General features: G+C 63.7%; 15 protein-coding genes and 1 tRNA gene. 5 read left to right on the forward strand and 11 right to left on the reverse strand.

Going from position 1 to position 14692, the window contains the following annotated elements; genetic code table 11:
• The first annotated feature begins 10 nt into the window (after positions 1-10).
• A complete protein-coding gene (locus tag GFD25_RS07885; protein ID WP_163231630.1) occupies positions 11-454 on the forward strand; it encodes a hypothetical protein in 444 nt (147 codons plus the stop codon).
• A gap of 91 nt (positions 455-545) precedes the next feature.
• Here the strand turns inward: GFD25_RS07885 and nucS are convergent, their stop codons facing one another.
• The 10 genes from nucS to GFD25_RS07935 form a co-directional block, all read right to left on the reverse strand.
• Positions 546-1379 (reverse strand): endonuclease NucS, encoded by an 834-nt coding sequence (gene nucS, locus GFD25_RS07890; protein ID WP_163231632.1) that lies wholly within the window; start codon positions 1377-1379, stop codon positions 546-548.
• A gap of 443 nt (positions 1380-1822) precedes the next feature.
• Entirely contained in the window at positions 1823-2131 is a 309-nt protein-coding gene (locus GFD25_RS07895; protein WP_163231634.1) for a F0F1 ATP synthase subunit epsilon, read from the reverse strand.
• Complete coding sequence (atpD, locus tag GFD25_RS07900; RefSeq protein ID WP_163231636.1) at positions 2131-3618, reverse strand: F0F1 ATP synthase subunit beta; 1488 nt, start codon at positions 3616-3618, stop codon at positions 2131-2133. Before atpD ends, GFD25_RS07895 begins: the two co-directional genes overlap by 1 nt.
• A 4-nt stretch (positions 3619-3622) precedes the next feature.
• Positions 3623-4549 (reverse strand): F0F1 ATP synthase subunit gamma, encoded by a 927-nt coding sequence (locus tag GFD25_RS07905; protein WP_163231638.1) that lies wholly within the window; start codon positions 4547-4549, stop codon positions 3623-3625.
• A gap of 3 nt (positions 4550-4552) precedes the next feature.
• Positions 4553-6232 (reverse strand): F0F1 ATP synthase subunit alpha, encoded by a 1680-nt coding sequence (gene atpA, locus GFD25_RS07910; RefSeq protein ID WP_163231640.1) that lies wholly within the window; start codon positions 6230-6232, stop codon positions 4553-4555.
• 90 nt (positions 6233-6322) lie between these two features.
• Complete coding sequence (locus GFD25_RS07915; protein ID WP_163231642.1) at positions 6323-7150, reverse strand: F0F1 ATP synthase subunit delta; 828 nt, start codon at positions 7148-7150, stop codon at positions 6323-6325.
• 58 nt (positions 7151-7208) lie between these two features.
• Entirely contained in the window at positions 7209-7730 is a 522-nt protein-coding gene (locus tag GFD25_RS07920; RefSeq protein WP_163146883.1) for a F0F1 ATP synthase subunit B, read from the reverse strand.
• Between the two features lie 59 nt (positions 7731-7789).
• Positions 7790-8020 carry an ATP synthase F0 subunit C gene (gene atpE, locus GFD25_RS07925; protein ID WP_033493409.1) on the reverse strand — a complete coding sequence of 77 codons (231 nt, stop codon included), beginning with the start codon at positions 8018-8020 and terminating at the stop codon, positions 7790-7792.
• A 137-nt stretch (positions 8021-8157) separates the two neighbouring features.
• Positions 8158-8970 carry a F0F1 ATP synthase subunit A gene (atpB, locus tag GFD25_RS07930; protein ID WP_163231644.1) on the reverse strand — a complete coding sequence of 271 codons (813 nt, stop codon included), beginning with the start codon at positions 8968-8970 and terminating at the stop codon, positions 8158-8160.
• Between the two features lie 339 nt (positions 8971-9309).
• Positions 9310-10344: a homoserine O-succinyltransferase gene (locus tag GFD25_RS07935; RefSeq protein ID WP_163231646.1), complete on the reverse strand. Its 1035-nt coding sequence runs from the start codon at positions 10342-10344 to the stop codon at positions 9310-9312.
• A gap of 152 nt (positions 10345-10496) precedes the next feature.
• On the opposite strand from GFD25_RS07935, the gene GFD25_RS07940 reads away from it, so the two are divergent.
• The 4 genes from GFD25_RS07940 to GFD25_RS07955 all read left to right on the forward strand — a co-directional run bounded on the left by GFD25_RS07940 (position 10497) and on the right by GFD25_RS07955 (position 13809).
• Positions 10497-10570: transfer RNA gene (locus GFD25_RS07940), tRNA-Met, on the forward strand.
• 112 nt (positions 10571-10682) lie between these two features.
• The gene (locus GFD25_RS07945; RefSeq protein ID WP_163231648.1) at positions 10683-10847 is read left to right on the forward strand and encodes a hypothetical protein; all 165 of its coding nucleotides are present in this window, start codon (positions 10683-10685) and stop codon (positions 10845-10847) included.
• Between the two features lie 14 nt (positions 10848-10861).
• On the forward strand, positions 10862-13096 hold the full coding sequence (locus GFD25_RS07950; RefSeq protein ID WP_163231650.1) for an alpha-1,4-glucan--maltose-1-phosphate maltosyltransferase: 2235 nt from the start codon (positions 10862-10864) through the stop codon (positions 13094-13096).
• Between the two features lie 218 nt (positions 13097-13314).
• Positions 13315-13809 (forward strand): inorganic diphosphatase, encoded by a 495-nt coding sequence (locus GFD25_RS07955; RefSeq protein WP_163231652.1) that lies wholly within the window; start codon positions 13315-13317, stop codon positions 13807-13809.
• A 276-nt stretch (positions 13810-14085) separates the two neighbouring features.
• On the opposite strand, the gene recR is transcribed toward GFD25_RS07955, so the two are convergent.
• Positions 14086-14688, reverse strand: a complete 603-nt coding sequence (gene recR, locus GFD25_RS07960) for a recombination mediator RecR (protein ID WP_163231654.1) — start codon at positions 14686-14688, stop codon at positions 14086-14088.
• Positions 14689-14692 lie beyond the last annotated feature (4 nt).

Genomic DNA, 14692 nt, shown 5'->3' on the forward strand with positions numbered 1-14692 from the left:
TTACCGCGTCATGATGGCATCGGATGCGGCGCGGCGGGACAATGACCATATGGATGTCGTTCTGGACCTGCTGCTGTGGTTTGTCGGCTGTGCGCTCGCCTCCGCGGCATTGACCGTGCTGTTCCGCTGGCTGCTGCGCTGCGGATGGATCGGCGCCGGCGCGCTGGGTTCGGCTCCGTTGCTGGGATGGTCGGCCATGCTGCTGCTGATACTCAGCGGTGTGACCGCCGATTACCCGTCGATCTCCGCCGAATATCCGAATGGCTGCGACGGATGGATGCACCCGTGCGGTGTGGGGCCGGGGCTGTTATCGGATGTGCTGTTCGCCGTCGCGGGATTGTTCGCGATGGCCGCGGTCGTCATGCTGATGGCCGCGGTCGTCATGCTGATGGTTGGCGTGGTCGCTCGTGTCGCGGACCGGCATGCTGCTCATCGTCGCGGATCCCGTCATTGATGGTGACGCGGAGCCGGCGTTCCCTTGGGGGAATACCCGGCGGTATGGGCAGATCGTCAGGGGGCCGATTCCGCGATAAGCCGATTCCTGTTTAGAACAGGCGCAGCGCGTCGTCCTCGACGCCGCGCATCTCGTCATAGTCGAGGATGAGGCATTCGAAACCGCGGTCCTGCGCGAGGACGCGTGCCTGCGGGGTGATGGTCTGCGCTGCGAAGATGCCACGTACCGGCGCCAGCAGTGGATCACGGTTGAGCAGCTCGCAGTAGCGCGTGAGCTGCTCGACGCCGTCGATGCCGCCGTGACGCTTGATCTCGATCGCCACATGCGTGCCGTCCGCATCGGTGGCCATGATGTCGACCGGGCCGATCGCGGTCGGGTATTCGCGGCGCACGAGCTTTGCGCCCTCACCGATGCGGGTGATCTGCTGCGCGAGATAGCGCTGCAAGTGATCCTCCACGCCGTCCTTGATGAGTCCCGGATCCTCGCCGAGATCGTACGATTCGTCGGAGTAGACGCGGTACAGCGCCACTTCGAGAATGTCGCTCGACTTGTCGGCGGAAACGCGCAACGTCTTGATCGGCGTCAGTTCTGACGGATCCTTGCCGACGACGGACTCGGTCGCATCATCGGAGGCATGCGAATCATCATCGTCGGGGCTCACGGTTGAATCTTTCGCCGTATCGGCGGCGTTGGCCACGGATGTAACGCCGTCCGCAGCGTCCGCAGAGTCTCCGCTCCCTTCCGGCACGATCTCCTTGATCGTGCACGGCGCCGCCATCCAGTTGAGCGGCTTGTACGATCCCAGTTCGGAGAAGATCAGCAGGCTGTTGTCGGCCTTGATCAGCAGCACGCGCTTGGCCGGCGGCAACGAGGCGGTCAGTCGGCCGGAGTATTCGGCGGAGCAGTCAGCAACAATAATTCGCACGTCGCAACACTGTAGCATGACGCACGGGATGGCAGGATCGACCTTCGGCCGATACCGTTTGTCGGCGGCTTCGCCGAGTACCCCACCCGCCCGGCCTGCGCCGGGCACCCTCCCCTAAAAGGGGAGGGAAAGCCAAGGCCGAATCAGGGTGCGGTTCAGAGAAGAGAGGGAAAGGCCAAGGCCGAACGCATCCCTCCCCTGTCAGGGAGAGCGCAACCGCATAATCACGCCGATACCTACGCAATCATCTCTCCCTCCCCTGTCAGGGGAGGGTGGCGCGCAGCGCCGGGTGGGGTGCCGCGGCGATTTCGCCGCGACGACATGCATCGGCCGCGCATCATGCGGCCGATACCGCAGCCGCACGCGGCCCCGCAACAAGCAAAAGGGGTCTCCCGCACAGCGCAGTGTGCGGGAGACCCCTGAAATACGCGAACCGAGCGAAACTACTCGGCGGCGGCGTCCGTACCGGAGGTGCGGACCACGTCGCGGCCACGTTCGACCGCGACGGTGAGCTTGTTCGAGTCGAAGGAGATGAATCCGTCAGTGACCTCGAACACGTGGCGTTCGCCGGCCGGGTCGACGACCGTGAGCGAACCGCCCTTGATGACGGTCAGCACCGGCTCGTGATCGGCCAGGATGCCCATCTCGCCCTCGGAGGCCGGGATGGTCACGGAACGCGCTTCACCGTGCCACACGGGGTGGTCGGCGGCGACGATATTCACCTGCATCAAGGTCTTTGAGGATCCAGCCATCACTCACCGAGCTCCTTCTGCATGTCGTGCCACTTCTTCTCGAGATCGTCAATGCCGCCGATGCCGGAGAACGCCTGCTCCGGAACGTCGTCGTACACGCCATCGCAGATGCGCGTGAAGGCTTCGATGGTCTCGTCGGCCGGCACGTACGAGCCCGGGCGACCGGTGAACTTCTCGGCCACGTAGAAGTTCTGGCCGAGGAACTGCTCGATGCGGCGGGCGCGGTTGACGGTGGTCTTGTCCTCTTCCGAGAGCTCGTCGATACCGATCAGGGCGATGATGTCCTGCAGCTCCTTGTTACGCTGCAGAATCGCCTTGACGCGGTTGGCGCACTCGTAGTGGGCCTGGCCGACGTAGCGCGGATCCAGGATTCGCGAGGTCGACGACAGCGGGTCCACGGCCGGGTAGATGCCCTTCGAGGCGATGTCACGAGACAGCTCGGTGGTCGCGTCGAGGTGGGCGAAGGTCGTGGCCGGGGCCGGGTCGGTGTAATCATCGGCCGGCACGTAGATGGCCTGCAGCGAGGTGATCGAGTGACCGCGGGTCGAGGTGATGCGCTCCTGCAGGGCGCCCATCTCATCGGCCAGGTTCGGCTGGTAGCCCACGGCGGAAGGCATACGGCCCAGCAGCGTGGACACCTCGGAACCGGCCTGCGTGAAGCGGAAGATGTTGTCGATGAACAGCAGCACGTCCTGGTTCTGCACGTCGCGGAAGTACTCGGCCATCGTCAGCGCGGTCAGCGGGACGCGCAGACGGGTGCCCGGCTGCTCATCCATCTGGCCGAAGACCAGAGCGGTCTTCTCAAGCACGCCGGCCTCGCCCATCTCGCCGATCAGATCGTTGCCCTCACGGGTACGCTCACCGACGCCGGCGAACACGGACACGCCGCCGTGGTTCTGCGCGACTCGCTGGATCATTTCCTGGATCAGAACGGTCTTGCCGACGCCGGCGCCACCGAACAGACCGATCTTGCCGCCCTGCACGTACGGGGTCAGAAGATCGATGACCTTGATGCCGGTCTCGAACATCTGGGTCTTGGACTCCAGCTGGTCGAATGCCGGCGGCTTGCGGTGGATGGGCCAACGCTCGGTGACCGTGATGGTCTCGTCGGCCTTCTTGTTGAGCACGTGGCCGGTCACGTCGAACACGTGACCGAGGGTCACGTCGCCGACCGGCACGGAGATCGGGCCGCCGGTGTCGGTCACGACGGCGCCACGGACCAGACCGTCGGTCGGCTTCAACGCGACGCAACGCACGGTCGAGTCGCCGAGGTGCTGCTCGACTTCCAGCGTGATGGAGTGGGCGGTCTCGCCTTCCTCATGCTTGCCGGTGCTGGTCAGCTGCACGGTCAGTGCATTGTAGATGTCAGGCAGGTGGCCCACCGGGAATTCGACGTCGATAACCGAACCCTGGATACGCGTGACGCGACCATTGATCGGCTCTGCGGCCGTCTCGGCAGGTGCTGTGGTCTGAAGATTCTCAGCCATGTTCCTACTCTTCCTTGTTGTTCAGCGCGTCGGCGCTGCCGATGATTTCGGTAAGTTCCTGGGTGATCGAGGCCTGGCGCGAGGCGTTGAGCTTGCGGGTCAGGTCGTCGATCAGATTGCGGGCGTTCTCCGTGGCCGTGTGCATGGCGTTCTGCCGGCTTGCGGTCTCGGATGCGGCCGCCTCCAGCAGGCACTCGTGGATGCGCGACTGGATGTACTTCGGCAGCACGGCGTCGAGCACCTCTTCGAGGCTCGGCTCGAAGGAGTACAGCGGCGCGGCCTTGCTCTCGTCATGCGGCGCGTCGAAGCCGGACTCCTCGGCATCACGCTCGGATTCGATGACCTCGACCGGAAGCATGCGCAGCACGCGCACCTTCTGAACGACCATGTTGATGAACTCGGTGTAGACGATGTAGAGTTCGGAGACTCCACCCTCGGCGGCCGGCTTCATGTAGGCGTTCATCAGTGCCGTGGAAATCGCCTCGGCGACTTCGACGCCAGGCTTGTCGGTATCGCCCTCCCACGTATCGGCGACGTCGCGGTTGCGGTACTTGTAGTACGTCACACCGCGGCGACCGTATACGTACAGCTCCGGCTGCTTGCCGTCCGATTCGAGACGGTTCAGCAGATCCTCCGTCTCACGGATGATCGACGACGTGTACGCGCCGGCCATACCACGATCCGACGTGAGAGCAAGCACGGCAACCTTGGGGTTGTCCTCTTCCTTCTTCACGATCGGATGCGTGATATGCGAATGGGCCACCACAGCCTGTACGGCATCGAAAATCGCATCGGCATAGGGCTTCGCGTTCAGGGCAACGTCACGTGCCTTGGCAATGTGCGAAGACGCGATCATCTCCTGGGCGTTGAAGATCTTCTCCAACGAACCCGTGGAGGCGATCCTGCTCTTCAATGCGAGTTGCGATCCCATGAACTACTTCTTTTCTCCGGCCATCGGGTGCTTGTTCGGATCGTGTTCCGGCTTTTCGGCGTTGGACACGATCTTCTCCTGCTCGATCGGGGTCGGGTTCTTGGAGACCTTCTTCTTCTCGACCAGAGGCTTGCCGGCCTTGGTCACGTAGGTCGCGCGGAACTCGTCCACGGCCTTGTCGAGGGCCGCCTCGGTGTCGGGCGTGAAGTTCTCGGTGTCACGGATGGTGGCGAGGATGTCGGTGTTGTGGTCGAGCCAGTCGAGCAGCGCGTGCTCGAACGGCAGCACGTCGCCCAACGGCAGATCGTCCATCTTGCCGTGGGTGCCGGCCCACACGGACACGACTTCCTGTTCCATCGAGTACGGCGAGAACTGCGGCTGCTTGAGGAGCTCGGTCAGGTGAGCGCCGCGGTTCAGCTGGGCCTTGGACGCGGCGTCCAGATCGGACGCGAACATCGCGAAGGATTCCAGCGAGCGGTACTGCGCCAGCGAGATCTTCAGCGTGCCGGAGACCTTCTTCAGGGCCTTGGTCTGCGCCGCGCCGCCGACTCGGGACACGGAGATGCCGACGTCCACGGCAGGACGCTGGTTCGCGTTGAACAGGTCGGACTGCAGGAAGATCTGACCGTCGGTGATGGAGATCACGTTGGTCGGAATGTACGCGGAGACGTCGTTCGCCTTGGTCTCGACGATCGGCAGGCCGGTCATCGAGCCGCCGCCGAGGTCATCGGAAACCTTGGCGCAGCGTTCGAGCAGACGGGAGTGCAGGTAGAACACATCGCCCGGGTAGGCCTCACGCCCCGGCGGACGACGCAGCAGCAGCGAGATCGAACGGTAGGCTTCGGCCTGCTTCGACAGATCGTCGAAGACGATGAGGACGTGCTTGCCGTGGTACATCCAGTGCTGTCCGATGGCGGAACCGGTGTAGGGGGCAATGTACTTGAAACCAGCGGAATCGGAAGCCGGGGAGGCGACGATGGTGGTGTACTCCATCGCGCCGGCCTCTTCGAGGCTCTGACGCACCGAGGCGATGGTCGAACCCTTCTGGCCGATGGCGACGTAGATGCAGCGGACCTGCTTCTTCGGATCGCCGGATTCCCAGTTCTTCTTCTGGTTGATGATGGTGTCGATCGCGATGGCCGTCTTGCCGGTCTGACGATCGCCGATGATGAGCTGACGCTGGCCGCGGCCGATCGGCGTCATCGCGTCGATGGCCTTAAGACCGGTGGACATAGGCTCGTCGACCGGATGACGGTGCATCACGTCGGGGGCCTGGGCCTCGAGGATACGACGATCCTCAATGTCCGTGATCTCGCCCAGACCGTCGATCGGGTTGCCCAGCGGGTCCACGGTGCGGCCGAGGTAGCCGTCGCCAACAGGCACGGAGAGCACTTCGCCGGTGCGACGGACCTCCTGGCCTTCCTCGATGCCTGCGAAGTCGCCGAGGATAACCACGCCGATCTCACGGGCGTCAAGGTTGAACGCCAGGCCGAGCGTGCCGTCCTCGAAGGTCAGCAGCTCATTGGCCATGCAACCAGGCAGTCCCGTCACGTGCGCAATGCCGTCGCCGGCCGTGGCCACGTAGCCCACTTCCTGGGTGGGCGTGTCCGACGGCTTGTACGACTCGACGAACTCATCGAGCGCCTTGCGTATCGTGGTGGGATCAATGGTAAGTTCTGCCATGATCACTCCTTGTTGTTATTGGTAAATCTTGGGATCCCGTGCCGTTCGTCCGCGGTGTTCGTGCGCGGGTCGCGGGCGGGATATTCGTCGTCAGGCGCTGGCCTGAACGGTGCGGTTCAGATGCTGGAGCTGCGCGACCACCGTGTTGTCGGTGACCTCGTCGCCCACCTGGATGCGCATGCCGCCGATCACGGACGGGTCCACGACCGAGTTGATGTGCACCGGGCGGCCGACCTTCTTGGTGTAGATGGCCGTGAGCTTCTTGATCTGCTCGAGCTTGAGCGGAGTGGCGGTGGTCACGGTGACCATCGACTCGCCCATATGGCGCGAGAACTTGTTGATCAGCCACTGCACGGTCTGCAGGTAGCGACGGTTGCGCAGGTTGCAGGTCGCGTGTTCGGCGAGGCGCTTGGTGACCTTGTTGAGGTCGCTGGAGCCGATCAGGCTGTTGAGCAGCTTGGTGCGGGCTTCGGCGGGCGCGGTGTCGTCGGACAGCTGGGAGCGCAGGACCGGCATGCCGAGCAGCGCCGAATGCAGTTCGGCCAGCTCGACCGACACCTGCAGGGTCGCGTCGGTGGCGTCCGCGTAGTACATCATGCCGTCCACGCCGAAGTCCTCCACGGCGTTGGCGATGTCGGACACGCGGCTCCAACGGCGACCGACCAGGTCGGTCATGATCTCCATCGTCATCGGATGCGCCTGATCGCCGATCAGGGTCTTGAGTACGGCGACCTTGTCCGCCACCGGACGCGACGGGTCGGTGAGCGCGCGTTCAAGCTGGACGTTGTGGTCAAGCACGTTGGTGATCGAGAACAGCTCGTTCCCGATGCGCCACGTGTCCTGGCCGCACTCGCGCAGCTTGGGTGCCAGCGAGTCACGAGAGACGCGATCCGCGATGCGCGATGCTTCTCCTCGCATTGGTCACCTCCCTTTCCTTGACGTTTGCGTTGTAGTCTTGACAGTCACTGCCGGACGGTCACTTCTTGTCGGAGTCCATCTCGTCGAGCATGTTGTCGATCATGCTCGACTGCACGTCCGCGTCCTCAAGCTTGGAGCCGAGGATCTTGCCCGCGAGGGCAGCGGCGAGCGTGCCGACTTCGCCCTTGAGGCTGACCATCGCCTGACGGTGCTGCGACTCGATGGAGCGCTGCGCGTTGGCGGTGATCTGCGCCGCGTCGGATTCGGCGCGGGAGCGGGCGTCGGCGATGATGTGCGAGGCTTCGGCGCGGGCGTCGTCGCGGATCTTGGAGGCTTCCACGCGGGCGTTGCTCAGCTGGGCCTCGTACTTGGCCTTCGCCTCGTCAGCGTCCTTCTTGGCCTGTTCGGCCTTGGCGATGTTGCCTTCGATCTTTGCCGCACGCTCGTCGAAGATCGCATTGAACTTCGGCAGGAAGAACTTGTAGAAGAACAGCGCAACGATGACAAGGATGATCAGGGACCACACAATGTCATAGGTCTCGGGGATGAACAGATCGATTCCGCCTTCTGCCAGTGTCATCATGAAGCCCTCCTTTCATTGTTGGACATGGATCGTTGTTTCGTGCGTTCGCCTGGGTCTTACTTGATGATCAGGGCGGCGACGAAGCCGATCAGGGCCAGCACCTCGACCAGAGCCAGGCCGATGAACATGATGGTCTGGATCTTGCCGGACATCTCGGGCTGGCGGGCGGTGGATTCCATGGCCTTACCGAAGAGGATGCCCAGACCGATGCCAGGGCCCAGAGTACCGATGCCGTAGCCGATGACGGACAGGTTGCCGGCGACCTCAGCGAGGGTGATGATATCCATTTCTGTTTCCTTTCTAACGTACGAGGTGACGTTATAAATCTTGGGGTTCCGCTTGCGTTCCGTCGATTATTCGTATGACTGTCGTGGTGCGGAACGTGCGGGGACGGGAGTCGGGCCGTGCGCGGATGACCGCTCGGTCACTCCTCCGGGAAGCTCAGGTTGATGTACACGGTCGACAGGATCGCGAACACGTAGGCCTGCAGGAACGCGACGAACGCCTCGAAGCAGGTCATCGCGAAACCGCCGGCGAACCACAGCGCGCCCACCGGGACGCCCTGCAGCTTGTTGACCGCGTCGACCATCCAGTACTGCGCGAACGCGAGGCAGGTGGCGACCATGAGGTGGCCGGAGACCATGTTCGCGAAGAGTCGGATCGTCAGCGAGGCCGGACGGATGACGAGCAGCTCGAGGATGTTGATCGGCGCGAGCAGGATGTAGACCGGCCACGGCACGCCCGGCGTGAACAGCTCGTGGCGCAGGTAGTGGCCGAGGCCCTGCGAGCGGGCGGCGGCGATCCAGTACTGCGCCATCGTCCACAGCGCGAACACCAGCGGCATGACGACGGTCGCCGTGGCGGCCATGTTCATGCCCGGGATGATGCCGCACAGGTTGAACACGAAGATCGTGAAGAACAGCGTGGTGATCATCGGCACGTAGCGCTTGCCGCGGGTCTCGCCCATGATGTCGTAGACGATCTTGTCGCGCACGAAGTCGAGGCCCATCTCGACGACGCCCTGCCAGCGGCCGGGGATCAGCTTGGCGCGGCTCGCGGTGACGCCGAGCACGGCCAGCAGCACGATCGTGGCGACGATGCGGATAAGAATGATGCGATTGATCGCGAACGGAGTGCCCTGGAACAGGATCTCCGGAGGAAGGAAGTCATCGACCGACGGAAGATGCGCGCCAGTCTCGGCTGCCAACAGCATACCGGTGCCGAATGAACCGACCATAATCACGCCTCCTGCTTCTTGTTTCCGGTGTCAGTTTAGCCCAAGGGGTGGGGCGAATGTGACACGCCGGTTACTTCCGTCTCCCCGGTTCAGGGTCCGCGCGGCGTGGCTTGGAGTCGACGTCGTGCATTCGACTCCGAATGGCTGAGAAGTGATTATTAGCCCGTCTTCGGACAAAGTCAAACAACCGCGGAACCGTGCCGTTCCGTCGGCGTTTTGCGCAATCCGCGTGTTTAGACGATCTGTCAACAATTGTTGCGTTATCGCTCACCATCACAGCCGCATTGCGACATTCCGGACGTTCGTTTTTCGGCTATCGCTCCGTCCACGTTGCGGACATCAGCCCTCTATCACGCCGTAGCCGTCGTGAGCGAACGGCGCGAAGCCGTCCTTGCGCGGGGAGCCCGGCTCATGGCGGATCGAACGGTCCGTGCCGAGCTTTTTCTCCTTGCGCAGCCCCGGCACTTCGGTCAGGTCGTACGGCGTCGTCTGGTACACCCAGTTCAGCCAGTTGCGCCACAGGAGGTTCCCGTGCGCGCGCCAGCTGAACAGCGGTTCGAGCTTCGGGTCGTCGTGCGGGAAGTAATTGACCGGGAACGGCACGTTCGTCATTCCCTTGTTCATGTCGCGCTCGTATTCCTCGGCGAGCGTGTACTTGCCGTACTCCCAATGGCCGAGCGCGAACACCTCCGAGAAATCGCGCGTCGCGATCAGCCCCGGACCGGACTGCGGCCCCCACGTGAGCACCTGCAGGTCGGGGCTCGCGGCCACGTCGTCCTCGTTCACGCCGGCCAGGCGCGAATGCGGCTGCAGCGCGATCTCGTCGAATCCGTTCGTCAGGAAGCAGTACTCGTCCTGCAGGTACTGCGGGAACACGCCGAAGATCTTCTGCGGGTAGTCGATCTTGCGCACGCCGTAGCGGTAGTTGAGCGCGCCCATCGCGCCCCAGCACAGGTACATCGTCGAGAAGACGTGCGTCGAGGCCCAGTCGAGGATCGCCTTGAACTCGTCCCAGTAGTCGACGTCCTCGAACGGCATGTGCTCGACCGGGGCGCCGGTGACGACGAAGCCGTCGTAATAATTGTCGCGGAACGCGTCGAGCGTCTCGTAGAACTTGAGCAGGTGGTCGGCGGAGACGTGCGTGGCCTCGTGCGTCGAGGTCTTCATGAAATCGATCTCGACCTGCAGCGGGCTTTTGGAGATGAGGCGCAGCAGCTGCGTCTCGGTCTCGATCTTCTTGGGCATGAGGTTCAGGATCACCAGTTTGAGCGGGCGCACGCGCTGACGCTCCGCTTCGGGCTTCTCGAGCGCGAAGATGCGCTCCGAGTCGAGGATGGCACGGGCCGGCAGGCCGCTGGGGATCTTGATAGGCATGACATCCATTATGACAATATGTATGACTTATGCGCGCGTCCCGCACCAATGCGCATACGTCGCCCATACCCCACCAACCAAGTGCGACACGCCGATTTGACATATGCATATCCGCCGGTATCTTAGATAGAGCTGTCTCAAAGACAAGCCGACGCGGGGTGGAGCAGCTCGGTAGCTCGCTGGGCTCATAACCCAGAGGTCCATGGTTCAAATCCATGCCCCGCTACGATATCGAAATCCGGGAAATCCGTTGCGGTTTCCCGGATTTTTTCGTTTCGTAACGCCCATGAAACGGGCATTCCGCCGCAATCCGGCCATTCGGTCATACAATGGCAGTCATGGCAGTACATTTCAGCGACGCTGCACGTTCGTCAGGCAGCATCTCTCCCCCACATACACGCTCCGTTGCCAAGACAACGAAGTCCGGAGCAGACCAGCCTGACATGACCCGCATCAGGGCCGCCGCGCAGCCGTCGCATGATACGGCCACCGTCATCAAGTGAGAATGAGATTGAATATGACAGAAGAGACCAAGAATACCGCGGCCGAAACCGTCAGCGAAACCACGAAGCCGGAAGCCAAGCCGGCCCGCAAGACCACGCGCCGCACGTCGACGCGCAAGACCACATCCCGCAAGGCAGCCGCGCCGAAGTCCGCGTTCCCCGGACTGGTCGGCGAGATCCCGGCACCGTCGATCCCGGCCGAGGAACCGGGCCAGTTCGGCCGCATCAACGTCATGGACATCACCCCGGCCGAGGAGCGCGGCGTCTTCCCGGCGCGCGTCGAACTGGGCGAGGCCTTCAAGGTCACCGCGCAGGTGTTCATCGAGGGACGTACCAAGGTCGGCGCGACCGCGGTCGTGCGTACGCCGCGCGGCAAGGAAATGGCCCGCGTTCCGATGACCTGCACGAATCCCGGCCTGGACCGCTGGGAGGTCGAACTGACCTGCGGCGAGCGCTCCGACGCGAAGCCGTGGGAACCGGAGTTCGCCGAGATCAAGCGTCAGCTGGGCGTGTGGACCGTCACGATCGAAGGCTGGGAGGACACGTACGCGTCCTGGCTGCGTGACGCGCGCATCAAGGTCAAGGTGCACGACGACGTCGAGAACGCTCTGGATTCCGGCGCCGAACTGCTCGAACGCTGGGCGACCACCAAGGACGCCCGCCTGAACGCCGAGCAGCGCAAGACGCTGAAGGCCGCGGCCAAGACCGCCGCGGACCGCACGCTGAGCGCCGAGGATCGTCTCGCCGCGGCCGACAACGACGAGATCGCCGCGCTGCACGAGTCCAATCCGCTACGCGACGGCGTCTCCCCGAGCGAACCGCAGCGTTTCAAGGTCGAGCGCCCGGCGTCGTCCTTCGCCGCGTGGTATCAGTTCTTCCCGCGTTCCGAAGGCGCGTACGTCGACGAGGCGACCGGCAAGATCGTGCAGGGCACGCTGAAGACTTCGATCTCCGGTCTCGAACGCGCGAAGGCCGAAGGCTTCGACATCGTGTACCTGCCGCCGATCTTCCCGATCGGCGTGACCAACCGCAAGGGCCGCAACAACTCGCTCGTCGCCGGACCGGACGATCCGGGCTCGCCGTTCGGCATCGGCAGCTCGCTCGGCGGCCATGACACCGTCGACCCGCTGCTCGGCACGATGGACGACTTCAAGGCCCTGTGCGCGAAGGCGCACGAGCTCGGTCTCGAGATCGCGCTCGACTTCGCGCTGCAGTGCTCGCCGGACCACCCGTGGGTCAAGGAGCACCCGAACTGGTTCCGCACCAAGCCGGACGGCACGATCGCGTTCGCCGAAAACCCGCCGAAGAAGTACCAGGACATCTATCCGATCGACTTCAACGCCGACATGCCGGGCATCGAGCATGAGGTCGAGCGCATCATGAACCTGTGGATCGAGGCGGGCGTGACGATCTTCCGCGTCGACAACCCGCACACCAAGCCGGTGCGCTTCTGGCAGGACGTGATCGCGTCCGTCACGAGGAAGCACCCGGAGGTGCTGTTCCTCGCCGAGGCGTTCACCCGCCCGGGCATGATGCGCGCGCTGAGCTACGTCGGCTTCACGCAGTCGCACTGCTACTTCCCGTGGCGCAACACCAAGGAGGAGCTGAGCGAGTACCTGCTCGAGACGAACGGCGACGACGGCTACTACCAGCACAACACGTTCTGGCCGACCACGCCTGACATCCTCACCGCCTACGTGCGCGACAACGGCATCGCCGGCCATGCGGTGCGCGCCGTGCTCGCCGCGATGGGCTCGCCGTCGTGGGGCATCTACAACGGCTTCGAGCTGATCGAGAACAAGCAGCGCCCGGGCTTCGAGGAGCAGAACGACAACGAGAAGTACGAGGTCAAGGTCCGCGACTGGGCCTCGGCCAAGAAGTTCGGCATCGCCAAGCTGCTCACGTCGCTCAACCGCATCCGCCGCGAGCATGCCGCCGCGTTCAGCTATCACAACGTGAGCCTGCTGCCGACGCACGACCCGAACATCCTCGCGTTCGCGCGCCACACGCCGGCCGAGCTGACCGGCACCGGCAAGGCGGAGACGCTGATCGTCGTGGTGAACCTCGACGGCCACAACGCGCATCAGGACGAAGTGCACTTCGAGATGCCCGACTTCGACGTCGATCCGGCCAAGGGCGCGCATCTGCGCGACGAGCTGACCGGCCGCGAGTTCGAGTGGCACTGGGACAACTTCGTCTCGCTGGCCCCGTGGGCCGACGTGGCGCACGTCTTCACCGTCATGCGCTAGTCGTTCCTGCCCGCTGTTCCTGTCGGGGCGCTCCCCCGTCAGGAACAGCGTTGTCTCATACGCAAAGGCCGAACCAGGCTCACGATCCGCTAACTCGTGGCATGGTTCGGTCTTTTGCATCTCTCGTACGGACAGGCCGGGCCGCCGATTCCACACGGGACGGGCACGCGGTATTGTGGTGCATGTCAATACAACTGTCGATTCTCAAGGAGAACAACATGGCAGAAACCTTCAACGTCGTGGTCGAGATCCCGCGCGGTTCCAAGAACAAGTACGAAGTGGACCAGGAGACCGGCCGCGTCTTCCTCGACCGTGAGCTGTTCACCGCGATGGGCTACCCGGATGACTACGGCTACATCGAGGGCACGCTGGGCGAGGACGGCGATCCGCTGGACGCGCTCGTGATGGTCAAGAACTCCGTGTTCCCGGGCTGCGTCGTCGAGTGCCGCGCCGTCGGTCTGTACCACATGGAGGACGAAGAGGGCGGCGACGACAAGGTGCTGTGCGTGCCGGCCGACGTTCGTTACGACGGCATCAAGGACGTCAAGGACGTCAACGAGTACCACCTCGCCGAGATCAAGCACTTCTTCGAGCAGTACAAGGCCCTCGAGCCGGGCAAGGAAGTCAAGCCGGGCGACTACTGGACCGGCGCTGACGTCGCCGAAAAGGAAATCAAGGAAGCGCGCGAGCGTCTCGCGAACAGCGCGAAGTGATTTCCGTCAGCGAAGCCCAGTGGGCTTCGCGCGGCGACGTGCGAGCCGACAGGCGAGCCAATACTGAGACGGCCGTAGGCCGTCCGTAATTGCAGGACCGTCGCCGAGAAGGAAATCAAGGAAGCGCGCGAGCGTCTCGCCGCGTCCAAGTGATTTCCAGCGTAAGCCATGACGGACGATAGTCCGTCACACACACAAACTCCCCCGCTTTCGGGGGAGTTTTTTATTGCCCCGCAACCGTTCCGGCTGTTACGCTGCCCGATCACCGAATCCCGGTCACGCCTCGCGACGTCCGGCGAGCGCGCGGCCGAGGGTGATTTCGTCGGCGTATTCGAGGTCGGAGCCGACGGGCAGGCCGCTGGCGAGCTTGGTGACCTTGATGCCGAGCGGCCCGAGCAGACGGCTCAGGTATGTGGTGGTCGCCTCGCCTTCGATGTTCGGGTCAAGCGCGAGGATGACCTCTTTGACCTCGTCGGTCTTGAGCCGGTCGAGCAGCTTGGGGATGTTGAGATCGGCCGGGCCGACGTTGGCCATCGGGTTGATCGCGCCGCCGAGCACATGGTAGAGGCCGCGGTATTCGCGCGTGCGCTCGATGCTCATCACGTCCTTGGCCTCCTCGACCACGCAGATCACGCTGCGGTCGCGGCGCGGGTCAACGCATACCGGGCAGGGGCTCGTCTCGCACACGTTGCCGCAGATGTCGCAGAACCGCACCTTCTCCTTGACCTCGGTGATCGCGTCGATGAGCTGCTGCGCCTCCTCGTCGGATGCGGACAGCATGTAAAACGCGATGCGCTGCGCGCCTTTCGGCCCGATGCCGGGCAGGTGCGCGAACGCGTCGATCAAGCGCTGGATCGCGCCGTCATATGCAAGTGCCATGGAT

It is taken from the genome of Bifidobacterium aerophilum (genome assembly GCF_010667685.1).
In the GTDB taxonomy this organism is placed as follows: Bacteria; Actinomycetota; Actinomycetes; order Actinomycetales; family Bifidobacteriaceae; genus Bifidobacterium; species Bifidobacterium aerophilum.